Annotated in this window: 19 protein-coding genes; 11 read left to right on the top strand and 8 right to left on the bottom strand. The window is 72.5% G+C overall.

Going from position 1 to position 24,772, the window contains the following annotated elements:
• The first annotated feature begins 1 nt into the window (after position 1).
• The gene (locus ACZ3IJ_RS02800; RefSeq protein WP_467465854.1) at positions 2–2,887 is read left to right on the top strand and encodes an NHLP bacteriocin export ABC transporter permease/ATPase subunit; all 2,886 of its coding nucleotides are present in this window, start codon (positions 2–4) and stop codon (positions 2,885–2,887) included.
• A 97-nt stretch (positions 2,888–2,984) separates the two neighbouring features.
• Here the strand turns inward: ACZ3IJ_RS02800 and ACZ3IJ_RS02795 are convergent, their stop codons facing one another.
• Together ACZ3IJ_RS02795 and ACZ3IJ_RS02790 are read right to left on the bottom strand one after the other, a co-directional pair.
• Complete coding sequence (locus ACZ3IJ_RS02795; RefSeq protein WP_467465852.1) at positions 2,985–4,202, bottom strand: MFS transporter; 1,218 nt, start codon at positions 4,200–4,202, stop codon at positions 2,985–2,987.
• Positions 4,199–5,050, bottom strand: a complete 852-nt coding sequence (locus ACZ3IJ_RS02790; protein ID WP_467465851.1) for a DMT family transporter — start codon at positions 5,048–5,050, stop codon at positions 4,199–4,201. Before ACZ3IJ_RS02790 ends, ACZ3IJ_RS02795 begins: the two co-directional genes overlap by 4 nt.
• 151 nt (positions 5,051–5,201) lie before the next feature.
• Here ACZ3IJ_RS02790 and ACZ3IJ_RS02785 point away from each other — a divergent pair, with 151 nt between their 5' ends.
• Positions 5,202–6,296, top strand: a complete 1,095-nt coding sequence (locus tag ACZ3IJ_RS02785) for an AI-2E family transporter (protein ID WP_467465850.1) — start codon at positions 5,202–5,204, stop codon at positions 6,294–6,296.
• Between the two features lie 4 nt (positions 6,297–6,300).
• Entirely contained in the window at positions 6,301–7,119 is an 819-nt protein-coding gene (locus tag ACZ3IJ_RS02780; RefSeq protein WP_467465849.1) for a hypothetical protein, read from the top strand.
• Between the two features lie 46 nt (positions 7,120–7,165).
• Here ACZ3IJ_RS02780 and ACZ3IJ_RS02775 read toward each other — a convergent pair whose 3' ends face one another.
• Together ACZ3IJ_RS02775 and ACZ3IJ_RS02770 are read right to left on the bottom strand one after the other, a co-directional pair.
• The gene (locus ACZ3IJ_RS02775; protein ID WP_467465848.1) at positions 7,166–8,014 is read right to left on the bottom strand and encodes an SMP-30/gluconolactonase/LRE family protein; all 849 of its coding nucleotides are present in this window, start codon (positions 8,012–8,014) and stop codon (positions 7,166–7,168) included.
• Positions 8,011–8,781, bottom strand: a complete 771-nt coding sequence (locus tag ACZ3IJ_RS02770) for an IclR family transcriptional regulator (protein ID WP_467465847.1) — start codon at positions 8,779–8,781, stop codon at positions 8,011–8,013. Before ACZ3IJ_RS02770 ends, ACZ3IJ_RS02775 begins: the two co-directional genes overlap by 4 nt.
• A 201-nt stretch (positions 8,782–8,982) precedes the next feature.
• Here ACZ3IJ_RS02770 and ACZ3IJ_RS02765 point away from each other — a divergent pair, with 201 nt between their 5' ends.
• The 7 genes from ACZ3IJ_RS02765 (at position 8,983) to ACZ3IJ_RS02735 (ending at position 16,492) form a co-directional block, all read left to right on the top strand.
• The gene (locus tag ACZ3IJ_RS02765) at positions 8,983–10,149 is read left to right on the top strand and encodes a mandelate racemase/muconate lactonizing enzyme family protein (protein WP_467465846.1); all 1,167 of its coding nucleotides are present in this window, start codon (positions 8,983–8,985) and stop codon (positions 10,147–10,149) included.
• Positions 10,146–11,171: a zinc-dependent alcohol dehydrogenase gene (locus ACZ3IJ_RS02760; protein ID WP_467465845.1), complete on the top strand. Its 1,026-nt coding sequence runs from the start codon at positions 10,146–10,148 to the stop codon at positions 11,169–11,171. Before ACZ3IJ_RS02765 ends, ACZ3IJ_RS02760 begins: the two co-directional genes overlap by 4 nt.
• Positions 11,172–11,321: 150 nt before the next feature.
• The gene (locus ACZ3IJ_RS02755) at positions 11,322–12,308 is read left to right on the top strand and encodes a hypothetical protein (RefSeq protein WP_467465844.1); all 987 of its coding nucleotides are present in this window, start codon (positions 11,322–11,324) and stop codon (positions 12,306–12,308) included.
• Between the two features lie 4 nt (positions 12,309–12,312).
• Complete coding sequence (chvE, locus tag ACZ3IJ_RS02750; protein WP_467465843.1) at positions 12,313–13,419, top strand: multiple monosaccharide ABC transporter substrate-binding protein; 1,107 nt, start codon at positions 12,313–12,315, stop codon at positions 13,417–13,419.
• 28 nt (positions 13,420–13,447) lie between these two features.
• Positions 13,448–14,998, top strand: coding sequence for a multiple monosaccharide ABC transporter ATP-binding protein (gene mmsA / locus ACZ3IJ_RS02745; RefSeq protein ID WP_467465841.1), 1,551 nt, complete (start codon positions 13,448–13,450; stop codon positions 14,996–14,998).
• Positions 14,995–16,248: a multiple monosaccharide ABC transporter permease gene (gene mmsB, locus ACZ3IJ_RS02740; protein ID WP_467465839.1), complete on the top strand. Its 1,254-nt coding sequence runs from the start codon at positions 14,995–14,997 to the stop codon at positions 16,246–16,248. The genes mmsA and mmsB overlap by 4 nt, the downstream gene beginning before the upstream one ends.
• A 1-nt stretch (position 16,249) precedes the next feature.
• Positions 16,250–16,492 (top strand): hypothetical protein, encoded by a 243-nt coding sequence (locus ACZ3IJ_RS02735; protein ID WP_467465838.1) that lies wholly within the window; start codon positions 16,250–16,252, stop codon positions 16,490–16,492.
• Positions 16,493–16,566: 74 nt separating this feature from the next.
• On the opposite strand, the gene ACZ3IJ_RS02730 is transcribed toward ACZ3IJ_RS02735, so the two are convergent.
• The 4 genes from ACZ3IJ_RS02730 to ACZ3IJ_RS02715 form a co-directional block, all read right to left on the bottom strand.
• Positions 16,567–18,012, bottom strand: a complete 1,446-nt coding sequence (locus tag ACZ3IJ_RS02730; protein ID WP_467465837.1) for a glyceraldehyde-3-phosphate dehydrogenase — start codon at positions 18,010–18,012, stop codon at positions 16,567–16,569.
• Between the two features lie 101 nt (positions 18,013–18,113).
• Entirely contained in the window at positions 18,114–19,706 is a 1,593-nt protein-coding gene (locus ACZ3IJ_RS02725; RefSeq protein WP_467465836.1) for a molybdopterin-dependent oxidoreductase, read from the bottom strand.
• A gap of 42 nt (positions 19,707–19,748) precedes the next feature.
• Complete coding sequence (locus ACZ3IJ_RS02720; protein WP_467465835.1) at positions 19,749–20,555, bottom strand: N-formylglutamate amidohydrolase; 807 nt, start codon at positions 20,553–20,555, stop codon at positions 19,749–19,751.
• 201 nt (positions 20,556–20,756) lie between these two features.
• Positions 20,757–23,570 carry a hypothetical protein gene (locus ACZ3IJ_RS02715; RefSeq protein ID WP_467465834.1) on the bottom strand — a complete coding sequence of 938 codons (2,814 nt, stop codon included), beginning with the start codon at positions 23,568–23,570 and terminating at the stop codon, positions 20,757–20,759.
• 261 nt (positions 23,571–23,831) lie between these two features.
• Here ACZ3IJ_RS02715 and ACZ3IJ_RS02710 point away from each other — a divergent pair, with 261 nt between their 5' ends.
• Positions 23,832–24,746, top strand: coding sequence for an AurF N-oxygenase family protein (locus tag ACZ3IJ_RS02710; protein ID WP_467465833.1), 915 nt, complete (start codon positions 23,832–23,834; stop codon positions 24,744–24,746).
• Positions 24,747–24,772 lie beyond the last annotated feature (26 nt).

The following is a 24,772-nucleotide window of genomic DNA, read 5'->3' as shown; positions in this document are numbered from 1 at the left end:
GGTGACGTTCCCTCATCAGCCTACCCATCCGGCCGCGGTCGTGGCGGACCCCGTCGTCGCGGCCCTCGGCGGCCTCGGCACCGCGGTCGACTGCACCGGTGCGCGCAGTCTCTCGCTCGAAGGCCCGCACGTGGTGTGGCTCGTCGTCGAGGGCGCCATGGACCTGTTCGCCGTCGACGCCGCACAGCTCGGCCCCTGGCACTTCCTGGGCCGGCTGGAGGCGGGCGCGCTGCTGCTCGGACCGGTGGAAGGGCCCGAACACACCCTGATCGGACGGCCGTTGGAGGGGTGTCTGCTGCGTCGGGTGGAGCTGCGCGAGCTGTCGTACGCCGGCGGGCAGTGGTACGACGGACAGTGGTACGCCGACCCAGATCCGTACGGCTCGGCCGAAGCGCGGCTCAGCCCCCTCGAACACGCCTTCTCCCTCGGCATCGGCCGTGGTCTGCGCGTGCTCTACCAGGCTCCGCTGGACGACCGCCCGGGCAACGACGCGGGCGGGGCGGACGACGACGTGCTCTGGATGCAGATCGCCCCCGGCAGCGTGCGCTACGGAGCGGCGTACGAGGGGTACGGCGACGACTCCGCCGGCACCCTCCTCGTCGACCCGACGATGTGGCAGGGCATGGTCGACCAGCAGTTCCGGCTGTCGTACGCCCTGGACAGCTGGATCGATCAGCTGGAGCGCGCCCACGAGGACCGTACGGCGGCCGGGATCGAGGCGGGCCGGGCCGCCAGGACCGAGGCGGACCAGGCGCTGCTCGCCTCCATCTGCCGGTCCGGCCCGGGTGGTGCGGGCGCCGGCCGTGGCCCGCACGGGCGGGCGGGTGACGACGCGACGTACGCCGTGTGCAGGCTGGTGGCCGACGAGGCCCGGATCACGCTGGCCGGTCAGGCGGAGGCACTCGCCCTGCCCGGGCGCCTCGACCCCGTCGAACGGATCGCGCTCGCCTCCCGCGTCCGTACCCGGGACGTACGGCTCGGCGGCCGCTGGTGGCGGGAGTACAGCGGGCCGCTGGTGGGGCGCCGCGAGGAGGACGCGAGCCCGGTCGCCCTGCTGTGGCGGCGCGGCCGGTACGAGGCCGTCGACCCCGCCACGGGTGAGCGGGAGCGCCTCGGCAGGGCCGGCGCGGCGGCCTTCGAGCCACGCGCCGTGATGCTCTACCGTCCGCTGCCCGACCGGCCGTCCAGCCTGCCGGCGCTGCTGCGGTTCAGTCTGCTCGGCACCCGCGCGGAGCTGCGGACCCTGCTGCTGAGCGGGCTCGTCGCGGTCGGCCTGGGTGCCCTGGTGCCCATCGCCACGGGCAAGGTGCTGGGCGAGTACGTGCCCCGGGCGGAGAACGGTCTCATCGTGCAGACGGCGCTGGCGATCGTCGCCACGAGCGTCGTCTCGGCCGCCTTCATGCTGCTGCAGAACATCTCCGTCCTGCGGATGGAGGGCCGGATCGAGGCGACCCTCCAGCCCGCGGTGTGGGACCGGCTGCTCCGGCTGCCGACGCGGTTCTTCACGGGCCGCTCCACCGGTGAACTGGCCAGTGCGGCCATGGGCATCAGTGCCATCCGCAGGGTGCTGTCCGGCATCGGACCGGTCGTCCTCCAGGCGGGCACCGTCGGCACGGTCAACCTGGTCCTGCTGCTCGTCTACAGCGTGCCGCTGGCCCTCGCGGCGCTCGCGATGCTGCTGACCGTCGCGGCGGTGTTCCTGGGCCTCGGGCTGTGGCAGCTGCGGTACCAGCGACAGCTGATCCGGCTCGGCAACCGGCTCAACAACCAGGCGTTCCAGACCCTGCGCGGCCTTTCGAAGCTGCGCGTGGCGGCGGCAGAGAGCTTCGCGTACGCCGCCTGGGCGGGCGAGTTCGCCCGGACCCGCGAGCTGCAGCAGCGCGTCGGGCGGATCAAGAACGTCCTCACGGTGCTCGGTGCGGTCTGTCTGCCGCTGTGCACGCTCGTGATGTTCATGCTGCTCGCCGGTCCGGCCCGGGGGTCGATGTCCGCCAGTGAGTTCCTGACGTTCAGCACTGCGGTGACGATGCTGCTGTCGTCGGTCACCCAGCTGACCGGCGCGCTGCTGTCGGCCGCCGCCGTGCAGCCGATGTTCGAGCAGGTCAGGCCGGTGCTCCGGGAGGCGCCGGAGGTCCGCGGCTCCAGCGCCCAGCCGGGCGTGCTGAGCGGGGCGATCGAGGCGGAGAACCTGTCCTTCCGCTACTCCGACGACGGTCCGCTGGTCCTCGACGGCGTCGGCTTCCAGGTGCGCCCGGGAGAGTTCGTCGCGATCGTCGGCGCCAGCGGCTGCGGCAAGTCGACGCTCCTGCGGCTGCTGATCGGCTTCGACGCACCGACCTCCGGCGGTGTCCGGTACGACGGCCAGGACCTGGCGGCACTCGACCAGGCCGCGGTGCGCCGTCAGTGCGGTGTCGTGCTGCAGAACGCCCAGCCGTTCTCCGGCTCGATCCTGGACTGCATCTGCGGCGCGGAGACGTTCCCCCTGGAGGACGTCTGGGCTGCGGCGGCGATGGCGGGTCTGGCCGAGGACATCAAGGCCATGCCGATGGGCCTGCACACGATGCTCTCCGACGGCGGCGGCACCATCTCGGGCGGGCAGCGCCAGCGGCTGATGATCGCCCAGGCGCTGATCCGCCGGCCCCGGATCCTCTTCTTCGACGAGGCGACGAGTGCGCTCGACAACGAGGCCCAGCGGGTGGTCATCGAGTCGACGCGCGCGCTGAACGCGACCCGTGTGGTGATCGCCCACCGGCTGTCCACGGTCATGGACGCCGACCGGGTGATCGCCATGGCGGACGGCCGGATCGTCCAGCAGGGCACGCCCGCGGAGCTGCTGGCCGACTCGACCGGCCTCTTCCACGAACTGGTCCGCCGCCAGCTGAGCTGACGGGTCGGCCCGGGGCAGGACCGGGCCGGGGACAGGACGACGGGCCCCGGACGAGACCCGGGCCGGACCCTTCCCGGGCCCGGGCAGGACGAGCGGGTCAGGACTCCGGGTGGCGCATGCCGCGGGCCAGGTGGAGGCCGGTGGCCGCGGCGAGGAGCGTCACGCAGCCGGTGAAGATCAGCCCGGCGCTGTCGAGGCCGACCCATTCGGTCAGCGCGCCGACGCCGACGACCGGCAGGGAGATGCCCGCGTAGGCGACGACGAAGAACGAGGAGACCGTCGCCGCCCGGTGCGCGGGCGGGGCCGCCTCGCCGACGGCGATCAGTCCGGCGCGGAAGGCGAGCCCCTGGCCGATCCCTCCGCAGACCGCTCCGGCCACCAGGAGGGGCAGCACCTCCACCCAGAGGGACGCGCCGACCAGGAGGAGACCGGCCACCAGCACGAGACAGCCGAGGGGCAGGGCGACGCGTACGGCCATCCTGGACGTCCATGACTGCCCCACGGTCGAGGAGAGGAAGACCGAGAAGACCACGAGGCCCGAGACGGCCAGGTTGGTGATCCCGAGCGTGTGCGAGACGAAGCTCGGTGCCACCGCGGTGAAGAGGCCGAGGAGCGAGAACCCGGCGAAGGCGGCGAGCGCCGAGGGCGTGAAGACGCCGCGGACCTCGGCCGGTACGTACAGGCCCTGCGGCTTCGGCCGGGTCCACAGCCGCGGCTGGGCGACCGTCTCCGGCAGGAGGAGCACGATGAGGCAGCCCACGGCGACCAGGGCGAGGTGGGCCAGGAACGGCAGCTCCAGCGGCCTCGGGGCGTACTGCGCGAGGAAGCCGGAGATCAGCGGTCCGCAGCCGAGACCGCCCATGTTCGCGGCGGTCGCGGCGAACCCCGCGCGGGACTTCCGGTCCGGTCGTGCCAGCTCCAGGACGGTGACCGTCCCCGCCCCGCTCAGCAGTCCGGCCGAGAAGCCGGACAGCAGCCGTCCGGCGAACAGGTACGCCAGCCCGTCCTCGAGGAGGAAGCAGACCGCGCTCACCGCGGCCAGGCCCAGCGCCGTCCAGAGCACGGGGCGACGCCCGACCGTGTCGGAGTGGTTGCCGACGAGCAGGAGGGTGGCGATGACGCCCACGGCGTAGCTGGCGAAGATCACCGTCACCATCAGCTCGGAGAAGCCGAGCTCCTCGCGGTACAGCCCGTAGAGCGGCGTGGGCAGCGTCGTGCCGGCCATGCCGATGGCGAAGACCACGGCAGCCGCCACGTAGCCGAGGTGCCGGTCGCGGCGAGGGGCGTTCCGGGACGGAGCTGCCGCGCGGCTCATCCCGACACCCCGGCCCGTGCGAGGGCGAAGACGCCGAAGACGATCAGACCGACGCCCAGCAGCTCCGGAACCAGCCACCATCCCATCCGCACGTCCTCCTCGTAGATGAGGATGCCCAGCATCAGGCTCACCGTGGCGTCGCCCAGGGTCAGCGCGGGCTGGGAGGCGACGAGCGGCCCGCCCTGCATGGCGTGTTCGAGCAGCAGGAGGGCGGCGATCCCGGCGAGGCAGAAGGCGTACGTCTGCCAGGCCGTCAGGAAGCCGGTCACACCGTCCTCGTCCAGGATGTGCATGGAGGTCTTCATCAGTCCGGCGGTGAGCGCGTAGCAGATCGCCGTGGCGGCACCGAGACAACCGGCACGGGCCCGGCCGGGCGGCCTGCGCAGTCCGGCGAAGGCCAGGGCCACCACGGCCGCGGCGCACACCACGAGGGCCGGGACCCAGCGGTCCAGAGGCACGTGCGTGCGATTGCCGTCCGGCGAGGCGGCCATGAGCGCCACACCGAGGCCCGCCACCACCGCGGCCACGGCCAGCCACTGCGCCGACGGCAGCCGCTCCCGTGACATCAGCGAGGCGATCAGCAGCGCGAGCGGCAGCTCCAGGACGAAGAGCGGCTGCACGAGCGACAGCGGGCCCGTCGCCAGGGCCGCCGCCTGCCCGACACCCGCGACGATCACCGCGAGGATGCCGGCGAGCCAGAGCGGGCGCTTCAGCAGATCGAGGATCAGACCGGGCCGGAACGTGTCGGTCTGACGGACGGTGAGTGCGGCACGGCGCTGCAGCACCGTGGCGAGCGCGTTGCTGAACGCGGCGCAGAACGCGAAGAGGACCGGCAGAACGACGCCCATCCTCCGATCCTCACCGGCACCGGTCGGCGGTCCGGCGCCGACACCGGCCCGGCCCCCGGGTTCACCCTGTACGCGCACCTCCTGAGCCCGGTCGGCCGAATACCGGGCCTCTTGCGTGGCCCGCACGGCCCGGGGTGGTACGTCGTTGGCCATGCAAGGCACTCCGCCGCACGTGATCCCGTTCCTCCGTTCCGCCGCCGCGTACGCGTGGCGGCTGCTCGTCGTCGGGGCGGTGATCTACAGCCTCTTCGCCGTGCTCGGGCGTTTCCACGAGATCGGCGTGGCCGTGTTCCTGGGCCTGGTGGGCACCGCGCTGCTGCGCCCGGTGGCCGACCTGGTCGCCAAGGGGCTGCCCCGGCCGCTGGCGGTGACCGTCACGATCCTCGGCAGCATCGCGCTGGTCCTGGGGATCCTCGCGCTGGTCGGCGAGGCGGTGGAGCAGGACCGGACCACCCTGGTGCGCGAGTTCCGGGACGGCGTCGACCGGATCGAGGACTGGCTGGAGCGGCCGCCCTTCCGGCTGAACCCGGAGGCGCTCTCGGACGTCCAGGGCAGGATCGGCCAGTTCCTCTCCAGTCATCGTTCGGCGCTGCTCAGCGAGGCGATGAGCGGCGCGCACCGGCTGGTGGAGGTCCTGACCACGCTGGCCCTCGCGCTGTTCTGTGCGGTCTTCTTCATCCACTCGGGCGACCGGCAGTGGGCGTGGCTGAGGGAACAGCTGCCCGGGTCGGTGCGCGTGCGGATGGACATCGGCGGCCGGGCGGCCTGGCGTACGTTCACCGGCTACACGCACGGCATCGTGCTGGTGGCCGCCGTGAACGCGGTCCTCGTCGGTCTCGCCCTGTGGCTGCTCGGCGTTCCGCTGGCCGTCCCGCTGGCGCTGCTGGAGTTCGCGGCCGCGTTCGTCCCGCTGATCGGCTCGCCGATCGCGCTGGCGGTCGCCGCCGTCGTGGCGCTCGCCTCGCAGGGCCCCTGGGTGGCGGCGATCGTCGTCGCACTGATCGTGATCATCGGGCAGATCGAGGGGCATCTGCTGCATCCGATCGTGATGAGCTGGGCCGTACGGCTGCACCCGCTGGTGGTGGCGATCTCGGTGATCGCGGGGGCGATCGCCGCGGGGGTCGTGGGGGCGGTGGTGGCGGTGCCGCTGGTGTCGGTGGTCTGGTCGGTCTACACGGAGCTGCGGGACGCGCGCGAGGCCGCCGAGGGCGAGCCCGGGGCGGCGGCCCCGGCCGTACGGGAGTGAGGGCATGGACGTCGAGCAGGTCTGCGACGAGCTGTACGGGGTGGCACCGGACGAATTCGTGGCGGCTCGTGACGCGCGGACGGCCGAGGCACGCAAGTCCGGGGACGCGGCCGGGGCGAAGCGGATCGCCGCACTGCGCCGCCCCACGCTGGCCGCCTGGGCCTCGAACCGGTTCGTACGGGAGCGGCCCGAGGACGTCGGACGGCTGCTCGCGCTCGGCGAGACGCTCCGCGAGGCCACCCGGCTGCTGGACGCGGCGAGGATGCGCGAGGCCGCGGGTGTGCAGAACAAGGTGATCGCCGCCGAGGTCCGGGAGACGGCGACGGTCGCCGAGGAGGCGGGCCATCCGCTGAGCGCCTCGGTCCGCCAGGAGGTCGAGCAGCTCTTCCGCGCGGTGCTCGCCGACCCCGGCATCGCGGAGGAGTGGTCGTCGGGCCGGCTGGTGAAGCCCCCTCAGGGCCCGGTCGGCTTCGGCGCGATCGCCCCGGAGTCCGTCCCGCCCCGCCCCGAGCCCGCCGCCACCGGTGCCGCGGACGACGAGGCCGCGGCGGAGAAGGCGGCGGAGCGAGCGGCGGAGAAGGCGGCGAAGGAGGCCGCGGAGGCGGCGCTCGCCGAAGCACGCCGCAGGGACGAGGACCTCCGGGCGGCGGAGGCCCGCGCGACCGAGGCGGACGAGCAGGTGGCCGCACTCGAAGAACGGCTGCGCGAGGCGAAGTCGGCCCAGCGGACGGCGCGGAAGACGGCGAAGGAGGCGTCGACGGCGGCCCGCAGGGCCCACCGCGAGGCGACCGCCGCGGAGCGGGACGTATCCGGGCACCGGTGACTCGGTCACCGCCGACGAGGGGCCGTGGCCTTCTTCGCCGGAACCCTCAGCCCCCGAAGGCGCTGCCCGGCAGGCCGTGGCCCGCGTTGCGCAGGACCAGGAGCGAGCCGGCCGACGGGTGGGGGCGGGGGTCGCCGGTGCGGGCGGTCGTGATGTACAGGTCGCGGAGGTCGGCGCCCCCGAAGGCGCAGGCCGTGGGGCGCGTCACGGGGAGCGGGACGACACGGTCCAGATCGCCGCGCGGGGTGTAGCGGCGGAGTCCGCCGCCGTCCCAGAGAGCGACCCAGACACAGCCGTCCGCGTCGACGGTCAGCCCGTCGGGGTACCCCGCGCCGGGCTCGATGGTCACGAACGGGCGCCGCTGGGTGGACAGTTCGGCTCCGGTGGGGCAGACGTCGATGCGGCGCGTGGGGCTGTCGACGTAGTACATGAGGGAGCCGTCCGGGCTCCAGCCGATGCCGTTGCTGACCGTCACCCCGGAGAGCGCCTCGCGGGCGGTGCCGTCGCGGGCGAGGCGCACCAGGTTGCCGCCGCCGGGCGCCTCGTCGTACCGCATGCTGCCTGCCCACAGCGCCCCGTCCGGCGCCACGGCGGCGTCGTTGCCGCGCCGTCCGGGCCGGGGGTCGCGCAGGAGCCAGCCGAAGGCGCCCTTGGCGTCGTAACGCCCTATGCCGTCACGGAGGTTGACCACCAGCCCGCCGTCCGCACAGGGCTTCGCCGCGCCGACGTGCTGCTCGGTCGCCATGACGGTGCGCCGGCCGGTCGCCGGGGCGTAGGTGTGGACGCGCGAGCCGAGGATGTCGACCCAGATCAGCCGCTGCCCGGTCGCGTCCCAGGTGGGGCCCTCCCCGAGTGCCGCCTCCGCGCGGACCGCGATCTCGAGGCCGGCGCTCATCGCGCGCCGCGGTGGCCGAGACGTACGGAGAGGTCGGCGGCGCCCTTGGCTGCCAGTTCGGCGAGCTCCCGTTCCCGGCCCTCGCTCCAGCGGATCACGGGGACGGAGACGGAGAGCGCCGCGACGACCCGCCCGGAGCTGTCGCGGACGGGCGCGGCGACGCAGCTCACGTCCGGGTTGGACTCCTGGTGTTCGACGGCGACGCCCCGCTCGCGGATCTCGGCGAGGGCGGCGCGCAGGGCGTCGTGCCCCGTGATGCTGTTCGGCGTCATCGCGACCAGCTCGCGCCCGTCGATGCGGCTGTCCAGCTCGGCCGGCGGTAGCGAGGCGAGCAGCATCTTGCCGACGGCGGTGCAGTGCGCGGGGAGCCTGCGGCCCGCTGCGGAGACCATCCGGACCGCGTGGGTGGAGTCCACCTTGGCGACGTAGATGACGTCGGTGTCCTCCAGGAGCGCCACGTGCACGGTCTCGTCGCACATCGACGCGACCTCGCAGGCCACCTGCCGGCCCTCGGCCGCGAGGTCGAGCTGCTCCGCGTACCGGCTGCCGAGCTGGTACGTGCGAACGCCGAGACGGTAGCGTCCCGGCTGGTCGGGGACGGGCACGAGGTAGTTGCGGGCCGCCAGTGTGGTGAGCAGTTCGTGCACGGTGGTGCGCGGGAGGCCGAGCCTGCGGACGACGTCCGGGGCGGAGAGCGTCTCGTCGCCCGTCAGGAACAGCTCCAGTATGTCCAGCGCTCTGCCCACCGCGGGCACCTGTCGTCCCATCGCCGCTCCCCCACATCCCTCGTGTCCGGCCGCGTTCGGTATTCCGGCCGACGATCGGTATCGCGAACACAGGCTAACCACACGGCACTTCGTCCGGCAACGGCCGCGCGATCCGTTGACACGTCCCCGACCAGCCCCTACGGTCACGCCTACATTTCGAACGTGTGACGAAATATCGAACGAGACCGAGGGGCAACTGCCGTGCGCATCACGGGAATCAGCACTCATGTCGTCGGAACGCCCTGGCGCAACCTCACCTATGTGCTCGTCCACACCGACGAGGGGCTGACGGGCGTGGGCGAGACCCGCATGCTCGGCCACACCGACGCGCTGCTGGGCTACCTCCGCGAGGCGGAGGCCAACCACATCGCCGGGTCGGACCCGTTCGCGATCGAGGACCTGGTCCGCCGGATGAAGTACGGCGACTTCGGACGGGCCGGCGAGATCGTGATGTCGGGCATCGCGGTGGTCGAGACGGCCTGCTGGGACATCAAGGGCAAGGCGCTCGGAGTGCCGGTGTGGCAGCTGCTCGGCGGAAGGGTCACCGACCGGGTCAAGGCGTACGCCAACGGCTGGTACACCACCGAGCGGACCCCGGAGGCGTACCACAAGGCGGCCCGGGCGGTGATCGAGCGGGGCTACCAGGCCCTGAAGATCGACCCGTTCGGCACCGGGCACCTCGAACTGTCCCATCAGGACACGCTGTACGCGGTCTCGCTGATCGAGGCGGTGCGGGACGCCATCGGGCCGGACGCCGAACTCATGCTGGAGATGCACGGGCGCTTCTCACCGGCCACGGCGATCAGGCTGGCCCGGGAGATGGCGCCGTTCCGCCCGGCCTGGCTGGAGGAGCCGGTCCCGCCGGAGAACCTGAAGGCGCTGGAGAAGGTGGCGGCCAAGGTGGACCTCCCGATCGCGACGGGTGAACGGATCCACGACCGGATCGAGTTCCGTGAGCTGTTCGAGAGCCAGGCCGTCGACATCCTCCAGCCGGACGTCGGTCATCTCGGCGGCATCTGGGAGACCCGCAAGCTGGCCGCGACCGCGGAGACGCACTACATGATGGTCGCCCCGCACAACGTGGGCGGCCCGGTGCTCACCGCCGCGTCCCTCCAGGTCGGCTTCACCGCACCGAACTTCAAGATCCTGGAGCACTTCAACGACTTCGCGGACGCGGAGATCAAGAAGGTGGTCAAGGGCGCGCCCCAGGTGGTGGACGGCTACTTCCACCGCTCGGACGCGCCGGGCCTGGGCGTCGAGCTCGACACGGACGCGGCGGCCGAGTTCCCGCAGCAGCAGGCCCGCTTCGACCTGTGGGCCGACGGCTGGGAGCGGCGCGCCCCCGCGACGCGGGGCGGCGGGGCGTGAGCCGCCCGCCGGCCGGCCCCGGCCTCGCGGTCGTCGTCGACTCACCGGGGCGCCACCGTCTCGTCCCGCACGAGCCGCTCCCGCCCGGCCCCGGCGAGGCGCTGGTACGGGTGCACGCGAGCGGCGTCTGCGGCAGCGACCGCGAGGTGTACCGGGGCGCCCGGCCCGAGGGGTTCGTGCGGTACCCGCTCACGCCGGGCCACGAGTGGTCGGGGACGGTGGCCGCGGTCGGCGAGGGCGTTCCGGAGGGCCTCGCCGGAAGGAAGGTGGTGGGCGAGGGGTTCCGCTCGTGCCAGGCATGCGAACGTTGTCATACGGGCGACGCCACGCTCTGTACGGCTGGATACGACGAGACCGGCTTCACCCGGCCGGGCGCGATGGCGCCCACGCTGACGCTTCCGGCCCGGCTCCTTCACCCGCTCCCCGACGCGGCCGATCTGACGGCTGCGGCGCTGCTGGAGCCGGCCGCATGTGTCGCGGCCGCGACGCTCGCGGCCGCGCCCCGGCCGGGTGAGCGTGTCGCCGTGGTCGGGGCGGGGACCCTGGGTCTGATCGCCGTCCAGCTGCTGGCGGCCTCGTCGCCCGCCGAGCTCCACGTCGTGGAGCCCCGGCGCGAACGGGCGGAACTGGCTAGGGAGTTCGGGGCCACCTCGGTCGTACGGTCGGTCGAGGAGACGGGCGGCCGGTGCGACCTGGTCCTGGAGGCCGCCGGCGCCCCCGGTTCCGCCGGCACCGCCATGGGCCTCGCCCGCAGGGGCGGCCGGGTCGTCCTCACGGGCATCCCCTCCCCCGGGGCGGACGGTCTCGATCCCGCGGAGCTGGTCACCCGCCGGCTGACCCTGCACACGGTCTTCGGGGCACCGCCCGCCGCATGGGCCCATGCCGTACGCGTCTTCGGGGCGGGCCTGCTCGACCTGGCCGGGCTGGTGACGCACGAGCTGCCGCTCGGGGCGTTCCCGCAGGCGATGGAGCTGGTGGGCTCCGGCGACCCCAAGGTCGGAAAGGTGCTGCTGCGGCCCTGACGACCCCGGACGCCCGCGCCCGGACGCCCGCGCCCGCCCGCCCGACAACCGAGCGCCCACCGCATGCCCCGCGGTCCCCTGTCCCGAACCGACCCACCCGTACCGCCGCTTCCGAACCCTGTCCGACATACCGAACACGGAGGAACGCTCGTGACCGACGCTCCGCCTTCCCCGCCCCGCCGGCCCGGCGAACACGCCCTCGCCCTCCTCGGGCTCGGCTCCCCCGCCCTCTCCCCCGCCGACGCCTCCCCGCACGCCTTCCCGGACGGCGGCACCTGGCGGACCGAGGTGCCCTCCGTGGAGGGGCCCGAGGCGCTGGAGGCGGTCCTCGAGGAGTCCGCGCGGCTGGACGTGCCGGTCCACCGGGTCAGCCAGGGCAGCGGCGTCTGGATGCTGACGGACGACGAGATCTCGGCGATGGTCCGGGCCGCCGCCGAACGCTCCGTCGAAGTCTGCCTGTTCACCGGCCCTCGCGGCACCTGGGACATCGGCGGCTCGGTCCGCAGCGACTCCCGGGGCGGAGGCCTGCGCGCCCGTGGGCACGACGCGGTCGCCGGCTGCGTGGAGGACGCCGTCCGCGCCACCGAACTGGGCGTCCGATGCCTGCTGGTGGCCGACGAGGGCGTGCTGTGGACGCTGCACCGGGCCCGGTGCCACGGCGTGATCCCGGCCGGCACCACGCTGAAGGTCTCCGCGCTGATCGGCCCCGTGAACCCCGCCGCGTACGCCGTGCACGAGCGCCTGGGCGCCGACTCGGTCAACGTGCCGAGCGATCTGCCGCTCGCCCACCTCACCGAGATCCGCCGGGTGAGCGCCGCGCCGATGGACATGTACATCGAGGCGCCTGACGACCTGGGCGGCTACGTGCGGATGTACGAGGTCGCCGAGCTGATCCGCCGGGGCGCACCGCTCTACCTCAAGTTCGGTCTGTCGAAGGCGCCTTCGCTCTACCCCTCCGGCCTGCATCTGCGCCGGACGGTGCTCGCCACCGCCCGCGAGCGGGTGCGGCGTGGCCGGCTCGCCCTTGATCTGCTGGCCCGGCACGGCGCGGACGGCGGGATGTCCCCGCTGGGCTCGCGGCTGCCCGGCCCGCTGAACCGCTTCCCCGACCCGATCCACCACACCGACAAGGACTGATGCCATGCGTATCCGCAGTGCCGCCTCCGCCACCGTCCTCGCGACCGCCCTCGCCGTCGTCCTCGCCGCCTGCGGCCAGAGCGGCGCGGGCGGCGCCAAGGAGGAGAAGGGCGCCGAGGAGCTGACCGTGGGCATCGCGATGCCCACCAAGTCCTCCGAGCGCTGGATCGCCGACGGCAGGAACATGGTGAGCAGCCTGGAGAAGTACGGGTACAAGACCTCGCTCCAGTACGGCGAGGACGACCCGGACCAGCAGGTCTCGCAGATCGAGAACATGATCACCCAGGGCGTCGACGCCCTGGTCGTCGCGGCCATCGACGGCCGGGCCCTCGCCAACGTGCTCCAGCAGGCGGCGGACGCGAAGATCCCGGTGATCTCCTACGACCGGCTCATCCTCGGTTCGCCGAACGTCGACTACTACGCCTCCTTCGACAACGAGAAGGTCGGCGAGCTCCAGGGCGGCTACCTCGTCGAGAAGCTGGGTCTGAAGGACGGGAGCAAGAAGGGCCCGTTCAACATCGAGCTGTTCGCCGGCTCGAACGACGACAACAACACCCGCTACTTCTTCCAGGGCGCCATGAACGTCCTCCAGCCGTACATCGACAGGAAGCAGCTGGTCGTCAGGTCCGGTCAGACCAGGCTGAACCAGGTGACGACCCTGCGCTGGGACGGCGGCCAGGCCCAGAAGCGCATGGACGACCTGCTCACCTCCTCGTACGCGAAGGAGCGGGTGGACGCGGTCCTCTCGCCGTACGACGGCATCTCCATCGGCATCCTGTCCGCCCTCAAGTCCGACGACTACGGCAGCGCGAGCAAGCCGCTGCCCGTCGTGACCGGGCAGGACGCCGAGGTCGCCTCGGTGAAGTCGATCATCGCGGGCGAGCAGACGCAGACCGTCTACAAGGACACGCGCGAACTGGCCAAGGTCGCCGCGCAGATGGTCGACGCGCTGTTCGAGGGCAAGAAGCCGGAGGTCAACGACACCACGACGTACGACAACGAGAAGAAGGTCGTCCCGGCCTTCCTGCTCGACCCGGTGAACGTCGACAAGTCCAACTACCGGGCCGTGCTGGTCGATTCCGGCTACATCAAGGCGAGCGACCTCAACTAGACCTCGACCGGAGAGGGGTGGGTGTGCCATGGCGGGACCCGTCCTGGACATGCGCTCGATCATCAAGACCTTTCCCGGCGTGACGGCGCTGTCGGACGTCTCCCTGACCGTCCGGGCGGGCGAGGTCCACGCCGTCTGCGGGGAGAACGGAGCGGGCAAGTCGACGCTGATGAAGATCCTCAGCGGGGTGCATCCGCACGGGAGTTACGAGGGGGAGGTGCTCTTCCAGGGTGAGCCCTGCCGGTTCCGGGACATCGGGGCGAGCGAGAAGCGCGGCATCGTCATCATCCACCAGGAGCTGGCGCTGGTGCCGTACCTCTCCCTCGCGGAGAACATCTTCCTCGGCAACGAGCACGCCACCCGCGGCGTGATCAGCTGGGACCGGACCCTGCGTCACGCGGCGGAGCTGCTGCGCCGCGTGGGTCTGGACGAGCATCCGCAGACCCGGGTCGCGGACATCGGCGTCGGCAAACAGCAGCTGGTGGAGATCGCCAAGGCGCTCGCCAAAGAGGTGAAGCTGCTGATCCTCGATGAGCCGACGGCCGCGCTCAACGACGAGGACAGCGGCAAACTCCTCGCTCTCATCGAGGAGTTGAAGGGTCAGGGCATCACGTCGATCATCATCTCGCACAAGCTCAACGAGATCGCCCGGGTGGCGGACTCGGTGACGATCCTGCGGGACGGACGGTCGATCGAGACCCTCGACGTGAAGGCTCCGGAGACCACCGAGGAGCGGATCATCCGGGGCATGGTGGGCCGCGACCTGGACCACCGCTTCCCCGAGCGCACCCCGCACGAGCCGGAGCGGGACGCGGCACCCGCACTGGAGATCCGGGACTGGACGGTGCACCATCCGATCGACCGGAACCGCAAGGTCGTCGACGGTGTCTCGCTGACCGTCCGGCGCGGCGAGATCGTCGGGGTCGCCGGTCTGATGGGCGCGGGCCGTACCGAGCTGGCGATGAGCGTGTTCGGGCGCAGCTACGGGCGGTACGGCGGCGGCTCGGTCCTCAAGGACGGCGTGGAGATCCGTACCCGTACGGTCCCCGAGGCGGTCGGGCACGGCATCGCGTACGTCACCGAGGACCGCAAGCACTACGGCCTCAACCTGATCGACACGATCAACCGGAACGTCTCGCTGAGCGCCCTGCCCAAGGTCGCGCGGCGGGGCATCGTCGACGAGCACGAGGAGACCCGGGTCTCCGAGGGCTTCCGCCGTTCGATGAACATCAAGGCGCCGACGGTCTTCGAGCCCGTCGGCCGGCTCTCCGGGGGCAACCAGCAGAAGGTCGTCCTCAGCAAGTGGATCTTCGCGGGCCCCGACGTCCTGATCCTGGACGAGCCGACCCGCGGGATCGACGTGGGCGCCAAGTACGAGATCTACACGGTCATCGACCGGCTGGCCGCCGAGGGCAGGGCGGTCCTCTTCATCTCCTCGGAACTCCCCGAGCTGCTCGGCATGTGCGACCGCGTCTACACCATGGCGTCGGGCCGGCTCACGGGTGAGGTGTCCCGCGCCGAGGCGACCCAGGAGCTGCTGATGCGGCACATGACGAAGGACAGGAGGGAACACGCATGAGCACCGATCTCACGGCCGGGACCCAGGCCGAGGGCACCGGGAAGGCACCGGACGGCCCACCGGCGGAGGGCCGTCCGGGCGTCGGCCGGCTGATCCTCGACGGACTGCGCGGCAACATGCGGCAGTACGGCATGCTGATCGCCCTCGGGCTGATCGTGGCCCTGTTCGCGGTCTGGACGGGCGGCGACCTGCTGCTGCCGCGCAACGTCTCCAATCTGGTCCTGCAGAACAGCTACATCCTGATCCTGGCGATCGGCATGATGATCGTCATCATCTCGGGTCACATCGATCTGTCGGTAGGTTCGCTCACCGCCTTCGTCGGCGCGGTGGCCGCCGTGCTGATGGTCGAGCACCGGATGGCGTGGCCGCTGGCGGTGGTGCTCGTGCTGCTGCTCGGCGCGGTCGCGGGGGCGATGCAGGGCTTCTTCATCGCGTATCTCGGCATTCCGTCGTTCATCGTCACCCTGGCCGGGATGCTCCTGTTCCGCGGTCTCACCGAGATCTTCCTCAAGGGCCAGACGATCGGGCCGTTCCCCGACGGACTGCAGACGGTCTCCAACGGCTTCCTGCCGGAGGCCGGGCCGAGCACCGACTACCACAACCTGACCCTGCTGCTGGGCCTGGCCCTCATCGTCTTCATCGTGTGGCAGGAGGTGCGGGACCGCCGCCGCCAGCGGGAGTACGCCCTGGAGGTCGCGCCCGTCGGGCTGTTCGCCGTGAAGCTCGGGGCGCTGGTCGCCACGGTTCTGGTCTTCACCCTGCTGCTCGCCAGCTACAAGGGGGCGCCGGTCGTGCTGCTGATCCTGGCGGCGCTCCTGGTCGGCTTCGGGTACGTCATGCGGAACGCGGTCGTGGGGCGCCATGTGTACGCGATCGGCGGCAATCTGCCGGCCGCCAAGCTCTCGGGTGTCCGGGACAGGAAGATCACCTTCCTGGTCTTCCTGAACATGGGGGTCCTCGCGGCGCTCGCCGGACTGGTCTTCGCCGCCCGGTTCAACGCCGCCTCGCCCAAGGCGGGCATCAACTTCGAACTGGAGGCGATCGCCGCCTCGTTCATCGGCGGCGCGTCGATGAGCGGCGGTGTGGGAACGGTCCTCGGCGCGATCGTCGGCGGGCTGGTCCTGGGCGTGCTCAACAACGGCATGAACCTCGTCGGAATCGGTACGGACTGGCAGCAGGTGATCAAGGGCCTGGTGCTGCTCGCCGCTGTCGGCTTCGACGTGTGGAACAAGCGCAGGGTGGGTTCCTGAAGTGGGGGCCGTCGGTCGTGGCACCACGACCGGCGGCCTTTCCGCGATCCTCACAGCCTCGCCCGGGGGGCCGGGCGGGCTCCGGTTGCGCCGGCACGGCCGTACGGCACCGGCCTGCGCGCCGTACGGCCCGCACCACCCCACGTACCGGCCGCCACGCCCCGCGCGTTCCGGCGGCCGCGCCCTGCTCATCGCTCTCGCGGCCGCGCTGGTCTTCGGTGTCGCCGGCTGCGGCACCGCGTAGCGGGAAAGGCCGGGGCCCCTGCCGGAAAGCGGCAGGGGCCCCGGCCTTCGCGCGTGCGCGCCGGCGGGTCCGGATCAGACCGCCGGGGCGGGGTACGTCGGGTACTCGACGCCGGAGACGTGCTGGACGACCCGGATGACCTGGCACGAGTAGCCGAACTCGTTGTCGTACCAGAGGTAGAGGATCGCGTTGTCGCCGTCGACCTTCGTCGCGCCCGCGTCGACGATCGAGGCGTGGCGCGAGCCGACGAAGTCCATGGAGACGGCGTCGGGCGCGGTGGTGAAGTCGATCTGGCGCTTCAGCGGCGAGTGCAGCGAGACGTCACGGAGGTGGTCGAGGACCTCCTCGCGGGTGGTCTCACGGCCCAGGCGGAGGCTGAGGATGGCGATCGAGACGTCCGGGACGGGGACGCGGATCGAGCTGCCGGTGATCGGCGCCTTGAGTTCCGGGAGCGCCTTGGCGACGGCGGAGGCGGCACCGGTCTCGGTGATGACCATGTTCAGCGGCGCGGAGCGGCCACGACGGTCGGCCTTGTGGTAGTTGTCCAGCAGGTTCTGGTCGTTCGTGAACGAGTGGACGGTCTCCACGTGGCCGCGCAGCACGCCGTACTCGTCGTCCATGGCCTTCAGCGGCGGGACGATCGCGTTGGTGGTGCAGGAGGCACAGGACAGGATCTGCTCGTCCGGCTTGATCGTGTCGTGGTTGACGCCGTGGACGATGTTCGGGACGTCGCCCTTGCCCGGAGCCGTCAGGACGACCTTGTCGATGCCGGGGCGCAGGTGCTTGGAGAGGCCCTCGCGGTCCCGCCACTTGCCCGTGTTGTCGATGAGGATGGCGTCCTTGATGCCGTGCGCCGTGTAGTCGACCTCGGACGGGTCGTTGGCGTAGATCACCTTGATCGTGTTGCCGTTGGCGACGATCGTGCTGTTCGCCTCGTCCACGGTGATGGTGCCCTGGAACTGGCCGTGGATCGAGTCGCGCCGCAGCAGCGAGGCGCGCTTGACGATGTCCTGGTCACCACCCTGGCGGACGACGATGGCGCGCAGGCGCAGACCGTTGCCGGAGCCGGCCTTCTCGATCAGCAGACGGGCGACGAGGCGGCCGATGCGGCCGAAGCCGTAGAGGACGACGTCACGGCCGTCACGGCGCTCGATCTTGTTGTCCCCGGTGGCGCCGGCGACCGCGGAGGCGGTGAACTCCTCCACCGACAGACCCCGGTCGTCGCTCTTGTAGGCCTCGGCGAGCAGCGCGATGTCGATCTGCGAGGGGCCGAGGTCGAGCGTGGTGAGCGCCTGCAGGAAGGGCAGGGTCTCGGTGACCGAGAGCTCCTCGCCGGCGATCTGGCGGGCGAAGCGGTGGGTCTTGAGGATGCTGACAACCGACTTGTTCACCAAGGATCGGCTGTGGACCAGGACCGTGACGTCCCGCTCCCGGTGCAACTTCCCGATGACCGGGATCATCGACTCCGCGATCTCCTCGCGGTTCTTCCAGCTGGTGAACGAGTCGTCATTGACAGTCACGAGTTCATCTTTCGAGCTAGGTGGTGCTCATATGCTAACCCGTCGAACTTTTGATCTTTCTCGGGGGCCCTTCCCGGGGGTCTCCGCGGGGCCTGCCCGGCTCAGGACTCCTCGACGGTCACCGTCACCGAGTGCCACCCCTCGGCCCCGTCCGGCATGGTGTCGGTGCGCCCCTCGGGCTGGGTCGCGCCGGTGCCGTCGGTGGCCCGGACCGTGAGCGTGTGACGGCCGGGGGCGGCCTGCCAGGGGTGCACCCACTGGCGCCAGGTGTCCACGCCGTCCGCCGCGCCGAGGCGTGCCGCCTCCCACGGACCGTCGTCGACCCTGACCTCCACGCGCGCGATGCCGCGGTGCTGGGCCCAGGCCACCCCGGCGATCATGACCGTGCCCGCCGCCGGGCGGGCGAGCGCGCGTGGGGTGTCGATGCGGGACTGGGTCTTGACCGGTGCCTGCGCCGCCCAGCCTCGCGGGACCCAGTAGGCGTCGTAGGCGTCGAAGGTGGTGAGCTCGACGGATTCGATCCATTTGCAGGCGGAGACGTATCCGTACAGCCCGGGGACGATCATGCGGACGGGGAAGCCGTGCTCCAGGGGCAGGGGCACGCCGTTCATACCGAAGGCGAGCAGGGACTCCCGCCCGTCCATCACGGCCTCGACGGGGGTGCCGATGGTCATGCCGTCGACGGAGCGGGCCACGAGCTGGTCGGCCGGTCCGCCTTCGGAGGGCGGGCGCACCCCCGCCTCGCGGAGCAGGTCGGCGAGGCGTACACCGAGCCAGCGGGCGTTGCCGACGAGGTCTCCGCCGACCTCGTTGGAGACGCAGGCGAGGGTGATGTCCCGCTCCACGACCGTGCGCGCCATCAGCTCCGGAAGCGTGAGGGAGAGTTCACGGCTCACGCCGCTCCCGTGGATCCGCAGCCGCCAGTCGTCGGCGTCGACCTTGGGGACGACCAGCGCGGTGTCGATCCGGTAGAAGTCCCTGTTCGGGGTGATGAAGGGCCCGATGCCCGGAACGTCGAGCTGGGCCCCGGGGGGCACGGCCGGCGCGGGCGAGGCGGGCGGGGGCAGCCGCAGGGCGTCGCGGGACGCCGTGGCGCTCTCGCCCGCGACGGAACCTGAGGCCCGGCCCAGCGCGGCGGCGCCGGTCGCCGCGAGGCCCGTGACTGCGGCGACGACGAGGAAGCTCCTGCGATCCGCCCGGGCGGCCGCGTCCGGCAGCTCCCCGGTGTCCGGGGCGAGGAGCCGGCCGATGAGGACGTACAGCAGGAGGGCTCCGGCCGCCGCGCCGACGAGCGAGGGCACGACGTCGAGGGCGGAGTCCGAGTCGGGCCTGCTCACGGCCGCGAGGGCGCCGACGACACCGAGGCCGAGGACGCCGGCGGCCGCGGCCCGGCGCCGGCGCAGCGCGAGCACCCCCAGCGCGGCGGCGAGCAGGGCGAGGACGAGCAGGATGCCCGCCAGGAGGACGGCCTTGTCGCTCTGGCCGAAGGTACGGATCGCCCACTGCTCGACCGCGGTCGGGGTCCGGTCGACGACGGCGTCGCCGACGGCCGTGACCGGGCCCGCCTCGTGGCGGATCCACCCGGCGAGGAGGTCGGCGACGGCCAGGGCGACATAGCCGGAGAGGACCCCGCCGACCGCGGCGAGCAGCCGGTCCGTTCGGGTCGGCGGCCGGAGGGGGCGAGTGGCGTTCATGCGTCACAGCATCGGCCGGAGAGGGCCGCCGCAGTGGGGATTTCAGCCGCGCGCCGCCCCGGCCTCTTCGACCAGGGCCGCCAGGGCCGCGCCGAGCGTGTCGAGGCCGGGTCCGGCGGGGCCGCCGGGCTCCGTCATGTAGACGTCGCGGCGGATCTCGATCATCAGGGCGGTGACGCGCGGATCACGGCCGTAGTGACCCAGCGGTACGTACGTTCCCGCGAAGGGGCTGTCCGTCCCGGTCCCGCCGAACGGCGCGAACGCCCTGCGCGCCGCGTCCAGCAGCGCGGGCGGTGTGTGGAAGGCGTCGGTGCCGAGGCAGATCGGCGGGCGGGGGCCGTCGCCGTGCAGCTCGTAGGGGAGCGCTTCCGTCGGGTACGAGTGCACGTCGATGATCACGGCCCGGCCGGCGGCCGCGAGCCGCTCCTCGACGGCGGCCGTCATGGCCCGGGCGTACGGCGTGAAGTAGCGGTCCAGGAGCGGCCGCGCGTCGAACGTGTCCGGCCGGAGTCCGGCGCGGTGCGTGGTGCGGGTGTAGACCGTGCCCATCCCCACCGCGCGCATCTCCTCGCGCTCGTCGGGAAAGCGCTCGGGGTCGACGACCAGCCGGGAGAGCCGGTTGACGAACCGCCAGGGCGTGGCGGCCGCGGTCCGGGCGGCGACGGCGGCGATCTCGGCCGTGTGGGAGTCGGTGATGTGGTCCAGCTCGCGCGCGAGCTCCTCGTCGCCGAGCACGATGCCGTCCCGGACGTCCGGGGGCAGTTCACGGGACGAGTGGGGCACATGGAGGAGCACCGGCGAGTCCGGCGCTCCGGGCAGGAGCTGGAAGGAGTGCGGTGTGTCGGTCATGGCGGTCCTCGCTGTACGGCGGCGTCGGCACCAGCATGATCGACGGAGCCGGGTTCGGACGCCGAGGGTTGTGGACCGTGGGCTCAGAGCCGGCGACGGCCTGCGGACCGGACGGCGCACGGACCGGACGGCGCGCGGACCGGACGGCGCGCGCGGGCTTCGGGGCTCGCGCCCGCCGTCCGGCCCAGGGGTCGGCCCGCTCTACGCGGCGTCCCGTACCGAGCCCTTGAACTCCGGGCCCTCGTGCGGCTCCCAGTCCGCGTCGTACGTGATGAGCCGGCTGCGCACGTACTCGGTCGGTTCGCGAACCGTGTCCGTGACCGTGGGAATGCTCACCTCGGCGGTCGTCCGCCCGGCGGGCACCTGTACCGAGAAGGCCGGGGCCTCGCCCTCCCACAGGCCCGAGAGCGGCACCGGACGCGCCGGGGGCTCGCCGAAGTGCTCCTCCAGCCAGCTCCGTCCGACGTCCGCCGTGGACAACTCGGCGCCGCCGGCCACCGGCAGGAGGGCGAGCGAGCCGCCCACCTCCACGTCGGCGGCGGCGGACAGGGTCAGCCGCCAGGTCAGCGGCCGGCCCTCGGTGACGTCGGCCTCGACCGGGGTCAGCGTCACCGTGGGCATCGCGTCGTCGTTCCGGGCGGTCACCCCGCCCCGGTGCGAGCCGACGGCCACGCCGCGTACGGCCTTCACGGAGACGTCCTGGGTGACGTCGTAGCCGTAGCGGGTGTTGCCCCGCACCTCGACGGGCACGTCGATGTCCTGACTGCCGGGGCGTACGGTCACGACCGTGGACGTGACCTCCTCCGTACCCGGCCGGGGGACGAACAGGCGGAGCTGTCCGGTGCCCTGGCCCGAGACGGTGACGGGGACCCGGAGGGTACGGACCCCGGAGTCGCCCTCGTCGACGGTCAGCCGGCCGATGTCGACGCGGGGCATGGCGGTCGGCCGGACCTCCGGCGTGCCGGGGCGCCAGGCCCAGGCGTCCATCAGCCACGCGCTTCCGGCCCCGCCGCGCGGGGTCAGTTCGAGGGTCGTGACCCGGCTCAGGTCCAGGCCGGACCCTACGGCCGCGGCCAGGGGGAAGCGGAGTTCACGGGCCCAGAGGGACGTGGTCCGGTCGCTGCCGGGGAGGCCGTCGATCCGGGCTGCCGCGCCGAGGCGCGCCCGCTTGCCGGTGGAGTCGACGAGTGCGGCGTCCAGGTGCGTGCCGGTGCTGTTGGGCGGAAGGATGACGCGCAGCGCCAGCGCCTCGGAGCCCTTGAGCGAGACCGGACCGGCGGACCGGATCGTCACCGGGGGGCCGACGGCCCCCTTCTTCCAGCGGAACGCGACGGCGTCGCGGCCCGGTTCGGGCGATGCCTCCCAGTGGGCGAAGTGCGGCGACCGGCCGCTCGCGTCGGGAGCCAGGCAGGCCCGGTCGGGGTCGGGGTCGATCTGGGCACACACCCGGCCGCCGGTCACGGCGGTCGACGGGCCGGGCAGGAACGCGGGGGTGCGGTGCGCGCCGACGGCGTGGCTGAGGACGCGCGCGGTGCCGGCCGAGGGTGCGCGCCGGCCGCTGCCGTCGAGGAGCGGGCGGACGCGGTCGTCGCCGGCGACGAACAGCCGGGCCGCGGCCGCGATGTAGGTCGCGCCCGCGGTCTGCTGCTGCGCGGCGGTCATCCGGGTGGAGGTACCCGGCGAGCACACCGGGTCGCGCGAGTCGTCCTCGAAGAAGTCGTCCCAGGCGGGCGCCTCCGCCTGTCCCGGGGTCCACTCGCTGTTGAAGAAGTTGTGGTTGGCACCGGGCATGTAGACCGCGCTCTGGAGCGCGGCGCCGCCGCCCACTCCGCGCGTGCCGTCGACGTAGATCTGGCCCTGAAGGTCGGAGACGTCGCCGTCGCAGCCGGGCAGCATGGTCATCGAAGGCACGTCGGGGGCCGGGTTCTGGCCGAAGATCGTGGGCCCGATCAGCACGTTGCCGCGGATGGTCCAGCGCACGGGGCCCTGGTGTCCGTCCTGGTCGGCGGGCGGACGGTGGAGGCTGTCGAGCGCGGCGCGGTTGACGCCCTCGCCGCCCCGGGAGTGGCCGACGAGCAGCACGCGGGAGAGGTCGGCGGGCGAGGCGGCCCGTACGGCGGACGGGGCGCCCGCCGGGTTCTCGGACCACTCGGCCCAGCGGGCCAGGTGCTGCCGGACCAGGGAGGAGCGGGCCTGGGCTCCGGCGTCCTCGGCGAGGTTGTCCTGGGCGTTGATGCCGTTGGCGGAGATCGAAACCGTCACATAGCCCTGGGAGGCCAGCAGTTGCTGGGCTCGCAGATATCCCTTGTGACTGGGGATCGGCCGGGTGCCGGGGGCACAGGGCCAGGCGCCGGTCACCTCCTCGCCGGAGCCGTAGCAGGTGCTGTGACGGCCGTGGAGGAACAGCGCGAGCGGCCGCTTGCCCTCCGCGCCCTTCGGTCCGACGACCATGGCCCGCATCTCGACGGGCTCGGCGTAGCCGGGCAGCCGTACGGAAGTCAGGTCGTACTCCCCGCTGACGGTGCGGTAGCCGCCGGGCACTCCGGGGTCCACCGGGTTGGCCGGGAACGGCGGCTCCGTCAGCGCGGAGCGCGCCGGGGGCCGGGCGCCGGAGGCGCGGGCCGGCGCGGGGGCGTCGGCGTCCAGGCGGCGCCCGCCGGCGACCACCTTCAGCTGGTCCGCCGAGCCGAGCCGCAGGCCGTCCGCCCGGAGCCGGTACGCCTTGCCGTCGGCGGCGGGCACGGGGATGCCGAGCAGGCGGTTCCCGGAGTGGAACTCGACGCGGGCGTCGCCCATGGGCACGGCGTCGCGTGACGTCCAGACGAGCTGCCGGTCGGCGCCCTCGCCGGTGAGGCGCCAGCCCTCGGGGAGTCTTCCCTCGCCCCCCTCCCCACGCGGGTTCCCCGCCCGCGCCAGGGAACCCGGGGACGGTTCGGCGAACGCCGTTCCGGGCGACGCCGCGGCCAGAGCGAGTAACGCCACGGCCGCGGTCACCGCGCGTGTGACACGTATCAAAGCGGTCTTCCTCACGATCGGTCGTGCGGGCACCTCGTGGTCGGCGGGTGCCTCTGTCGTGACCGGAGGACGGCAACCGGCCGCCGTGGGTTGCCTCATGGGGGCGTCCGGTCGTGGACGGGACCGGGACACGTGGAGAGATCGAGCGGATTTCCCGCACGGGGGTAGGCCCGCACGGCCCCCTTGTTATACGTTCCGTCTAACAGCTTGCTAGACGCCGCATCTAACAAGCGTGCGACGTCTCGATCCAAGGAGCCGCACATGGCGAGCAGCACCGTCCGACCAGGGAGCGAGGAACGGCACGCCGAGCAGGAGGTCGCCCGGCGGCTGCTCGACTCGGCCGCGAAACTGTCGTACGACCCCGCCACCGAGGTCGACTGGGACACCCCGCTGGACAAGGACTTCCACGGCGCGAGCCCGGAGTGGAGCACCCTCTACGGCACCGCGTACTGGGGCGAACTGACCGAGCCTCAGCGCAAGGAGCTGACGCGCCAGGAAGCCGCCTCGGTGGCCAGCACCGGCATCTGGTTCGAGATGATCCTCCAGCAGATGGTGCTGCGGGACATGTACGCCAAGGACCCGACCGAACCCCGGTTCCAGTGGGCGCTCACCGAGATCGCCGACGAGTGCCGGCACTCCATCATGTTCGCCCGGGGCGCGGCGAAGCTCGGTGCGCCCGCCTACCGGCCGCGCCGGATCGCGGTCGAACTCGGCAGGGCCTTCAAGACCGTCGCCTTCGGCGAGGCGGCGTACGCGGCGATCCTGGTCGCCGAAGAGGTCCTCGACGTGATGCAGCGCGACTGGATGCGCGACGAGCGGGTCGTGCCGTTCGTCCGCACGATCAACAACATCCATGTCGTGGAGGAGTCACGGCACATGAAGTTCGCCCGCGAGGAGACGCGCAGGCGGCTCCGTGGCGCGAGCCGGGCGCGTCGTCAGTTCCACGCGCTGGTCATCGCGATCGCCTCGTACGTCATCGTCACCAGCATGGTCGGCCGGAAGGTCTACGAGAGCGCCGGGCTCGACGTCGAACGCGCCGTGCGCGAGGCCAGGGCGAACGAGCACCACAAGTCGCTGATGCGGTCCAGCTGCGCGGGCCTGATGGAGTTCCTCTCCTCCGCCGGGCTCCTCACCCGGCCGGCCCTCGTCTTCTACAAGCGCGCCCACCTGATCTGACCGTAGCCCGACCGGACCGAGCCGAG

The organism is Streptomyces sp. NPDC013317 (assembly GCF_055563155.1).
Note: the sequence above shows the minus strand (reverse complement) of the source record. Positions and strands in the feature narration are given on the sequence as shown.

What these genes read in the sequence shown, in the direction of transcription:
- ACZ3IJ_RS02795 (WP_467465852.1), bottom strand. Translation starts at nt 4,202, where the DNA reads ATGAGCCGCGCGGCAGCTCCGTCCCGGAACGCCCCTCGCCGCGACCGG.
- ACZ3IJ_RS02790 (WP_467465851.1), bottom strand. Translation starts at nt 5,050, where the DNA reads ATGGGCGTCGTTCTGCCGGTCCTCTTCGCGTTCTGCGCCGCGTTCAGC.
- ACZ3IJ_RS02785 (WP_467465850.1), top strand. Translation starts at nt 5,202, where the DNA reads ATGCAAGGCACTCCGCCGCACGTGATCCCGTTCCTCCGTTCCGCCGCC.
- ACZ3IJ_RS02780 (WP_467465849.1), top strand. Translation starts at nt 6,301, where the DNA reads ATGGACGTCGAGCAGGTCTGCGACGAGCTGTACGGGGTGGCACCGGAC.
- ACZ3IJ_RS02775 (WP_467465848.1), bottom strand. Translation starts at nt 8,014, where the DNA reads ATGAGCGCCGGCCTCGAGATCGCGGTCCGCGCGGAGGCGGCACTCGGG.
- ACZ3IJ_RS02770 (WP_467465847.1), bottom strand. Translation starts at nt 8,781, where the DNA reads ATGGGACGACAGGTGCCCGCGGTGGGCAGAGCGCTGGACATACTGGAG.
- chvE (WP_467465843.1), top strand. Translation starts at nt 12,313, where the DNA reads ATGCGTATCCGCAGTGCCGCCTCCGCCACCGTCCTCGCGACCGCCCTC.
- mmsA (WP_467465841.1), top strand. Translation starts at nt 13,448, where the DNA reads ATGGCGGGACCCGTCCTGGACATGCGCTCGATCATCAAGACCTTTCCC.
- mmsB (WP_467465839.1), top strand. Translation starts at nt 14,995, where the DNA reads ATGAGCACCGATCTCACGGCCGGGACCCAGGCCGAGGGCACCGGGAAG.
- ACZ3IJ_RS02725 (WP_467465836.1), bottom strand. Translation starts at nt 19,706, where the DNA reads ATGAACGCCACTCGCCCCCTCCGGCCGCCGACCCGAACGGACCGGCTG.
- ACZ3IJ_RS02720 (WP_467465835.1), bottom strand. Translation starts at nt 20,555, where the DNA reads ATGACCGACACACCGCACTCCTTCCAGCTCCTGCCCGGAGCGCCGGAC.
- ACZ3IJ_RS02710 (WP_467465833.1), top strand. Translation starts at nt 23,832, where the DNA reads ATGGCGAGCAGCACCGTCCGACCAGGGAGCGAGGAACGGCACGCCGAG.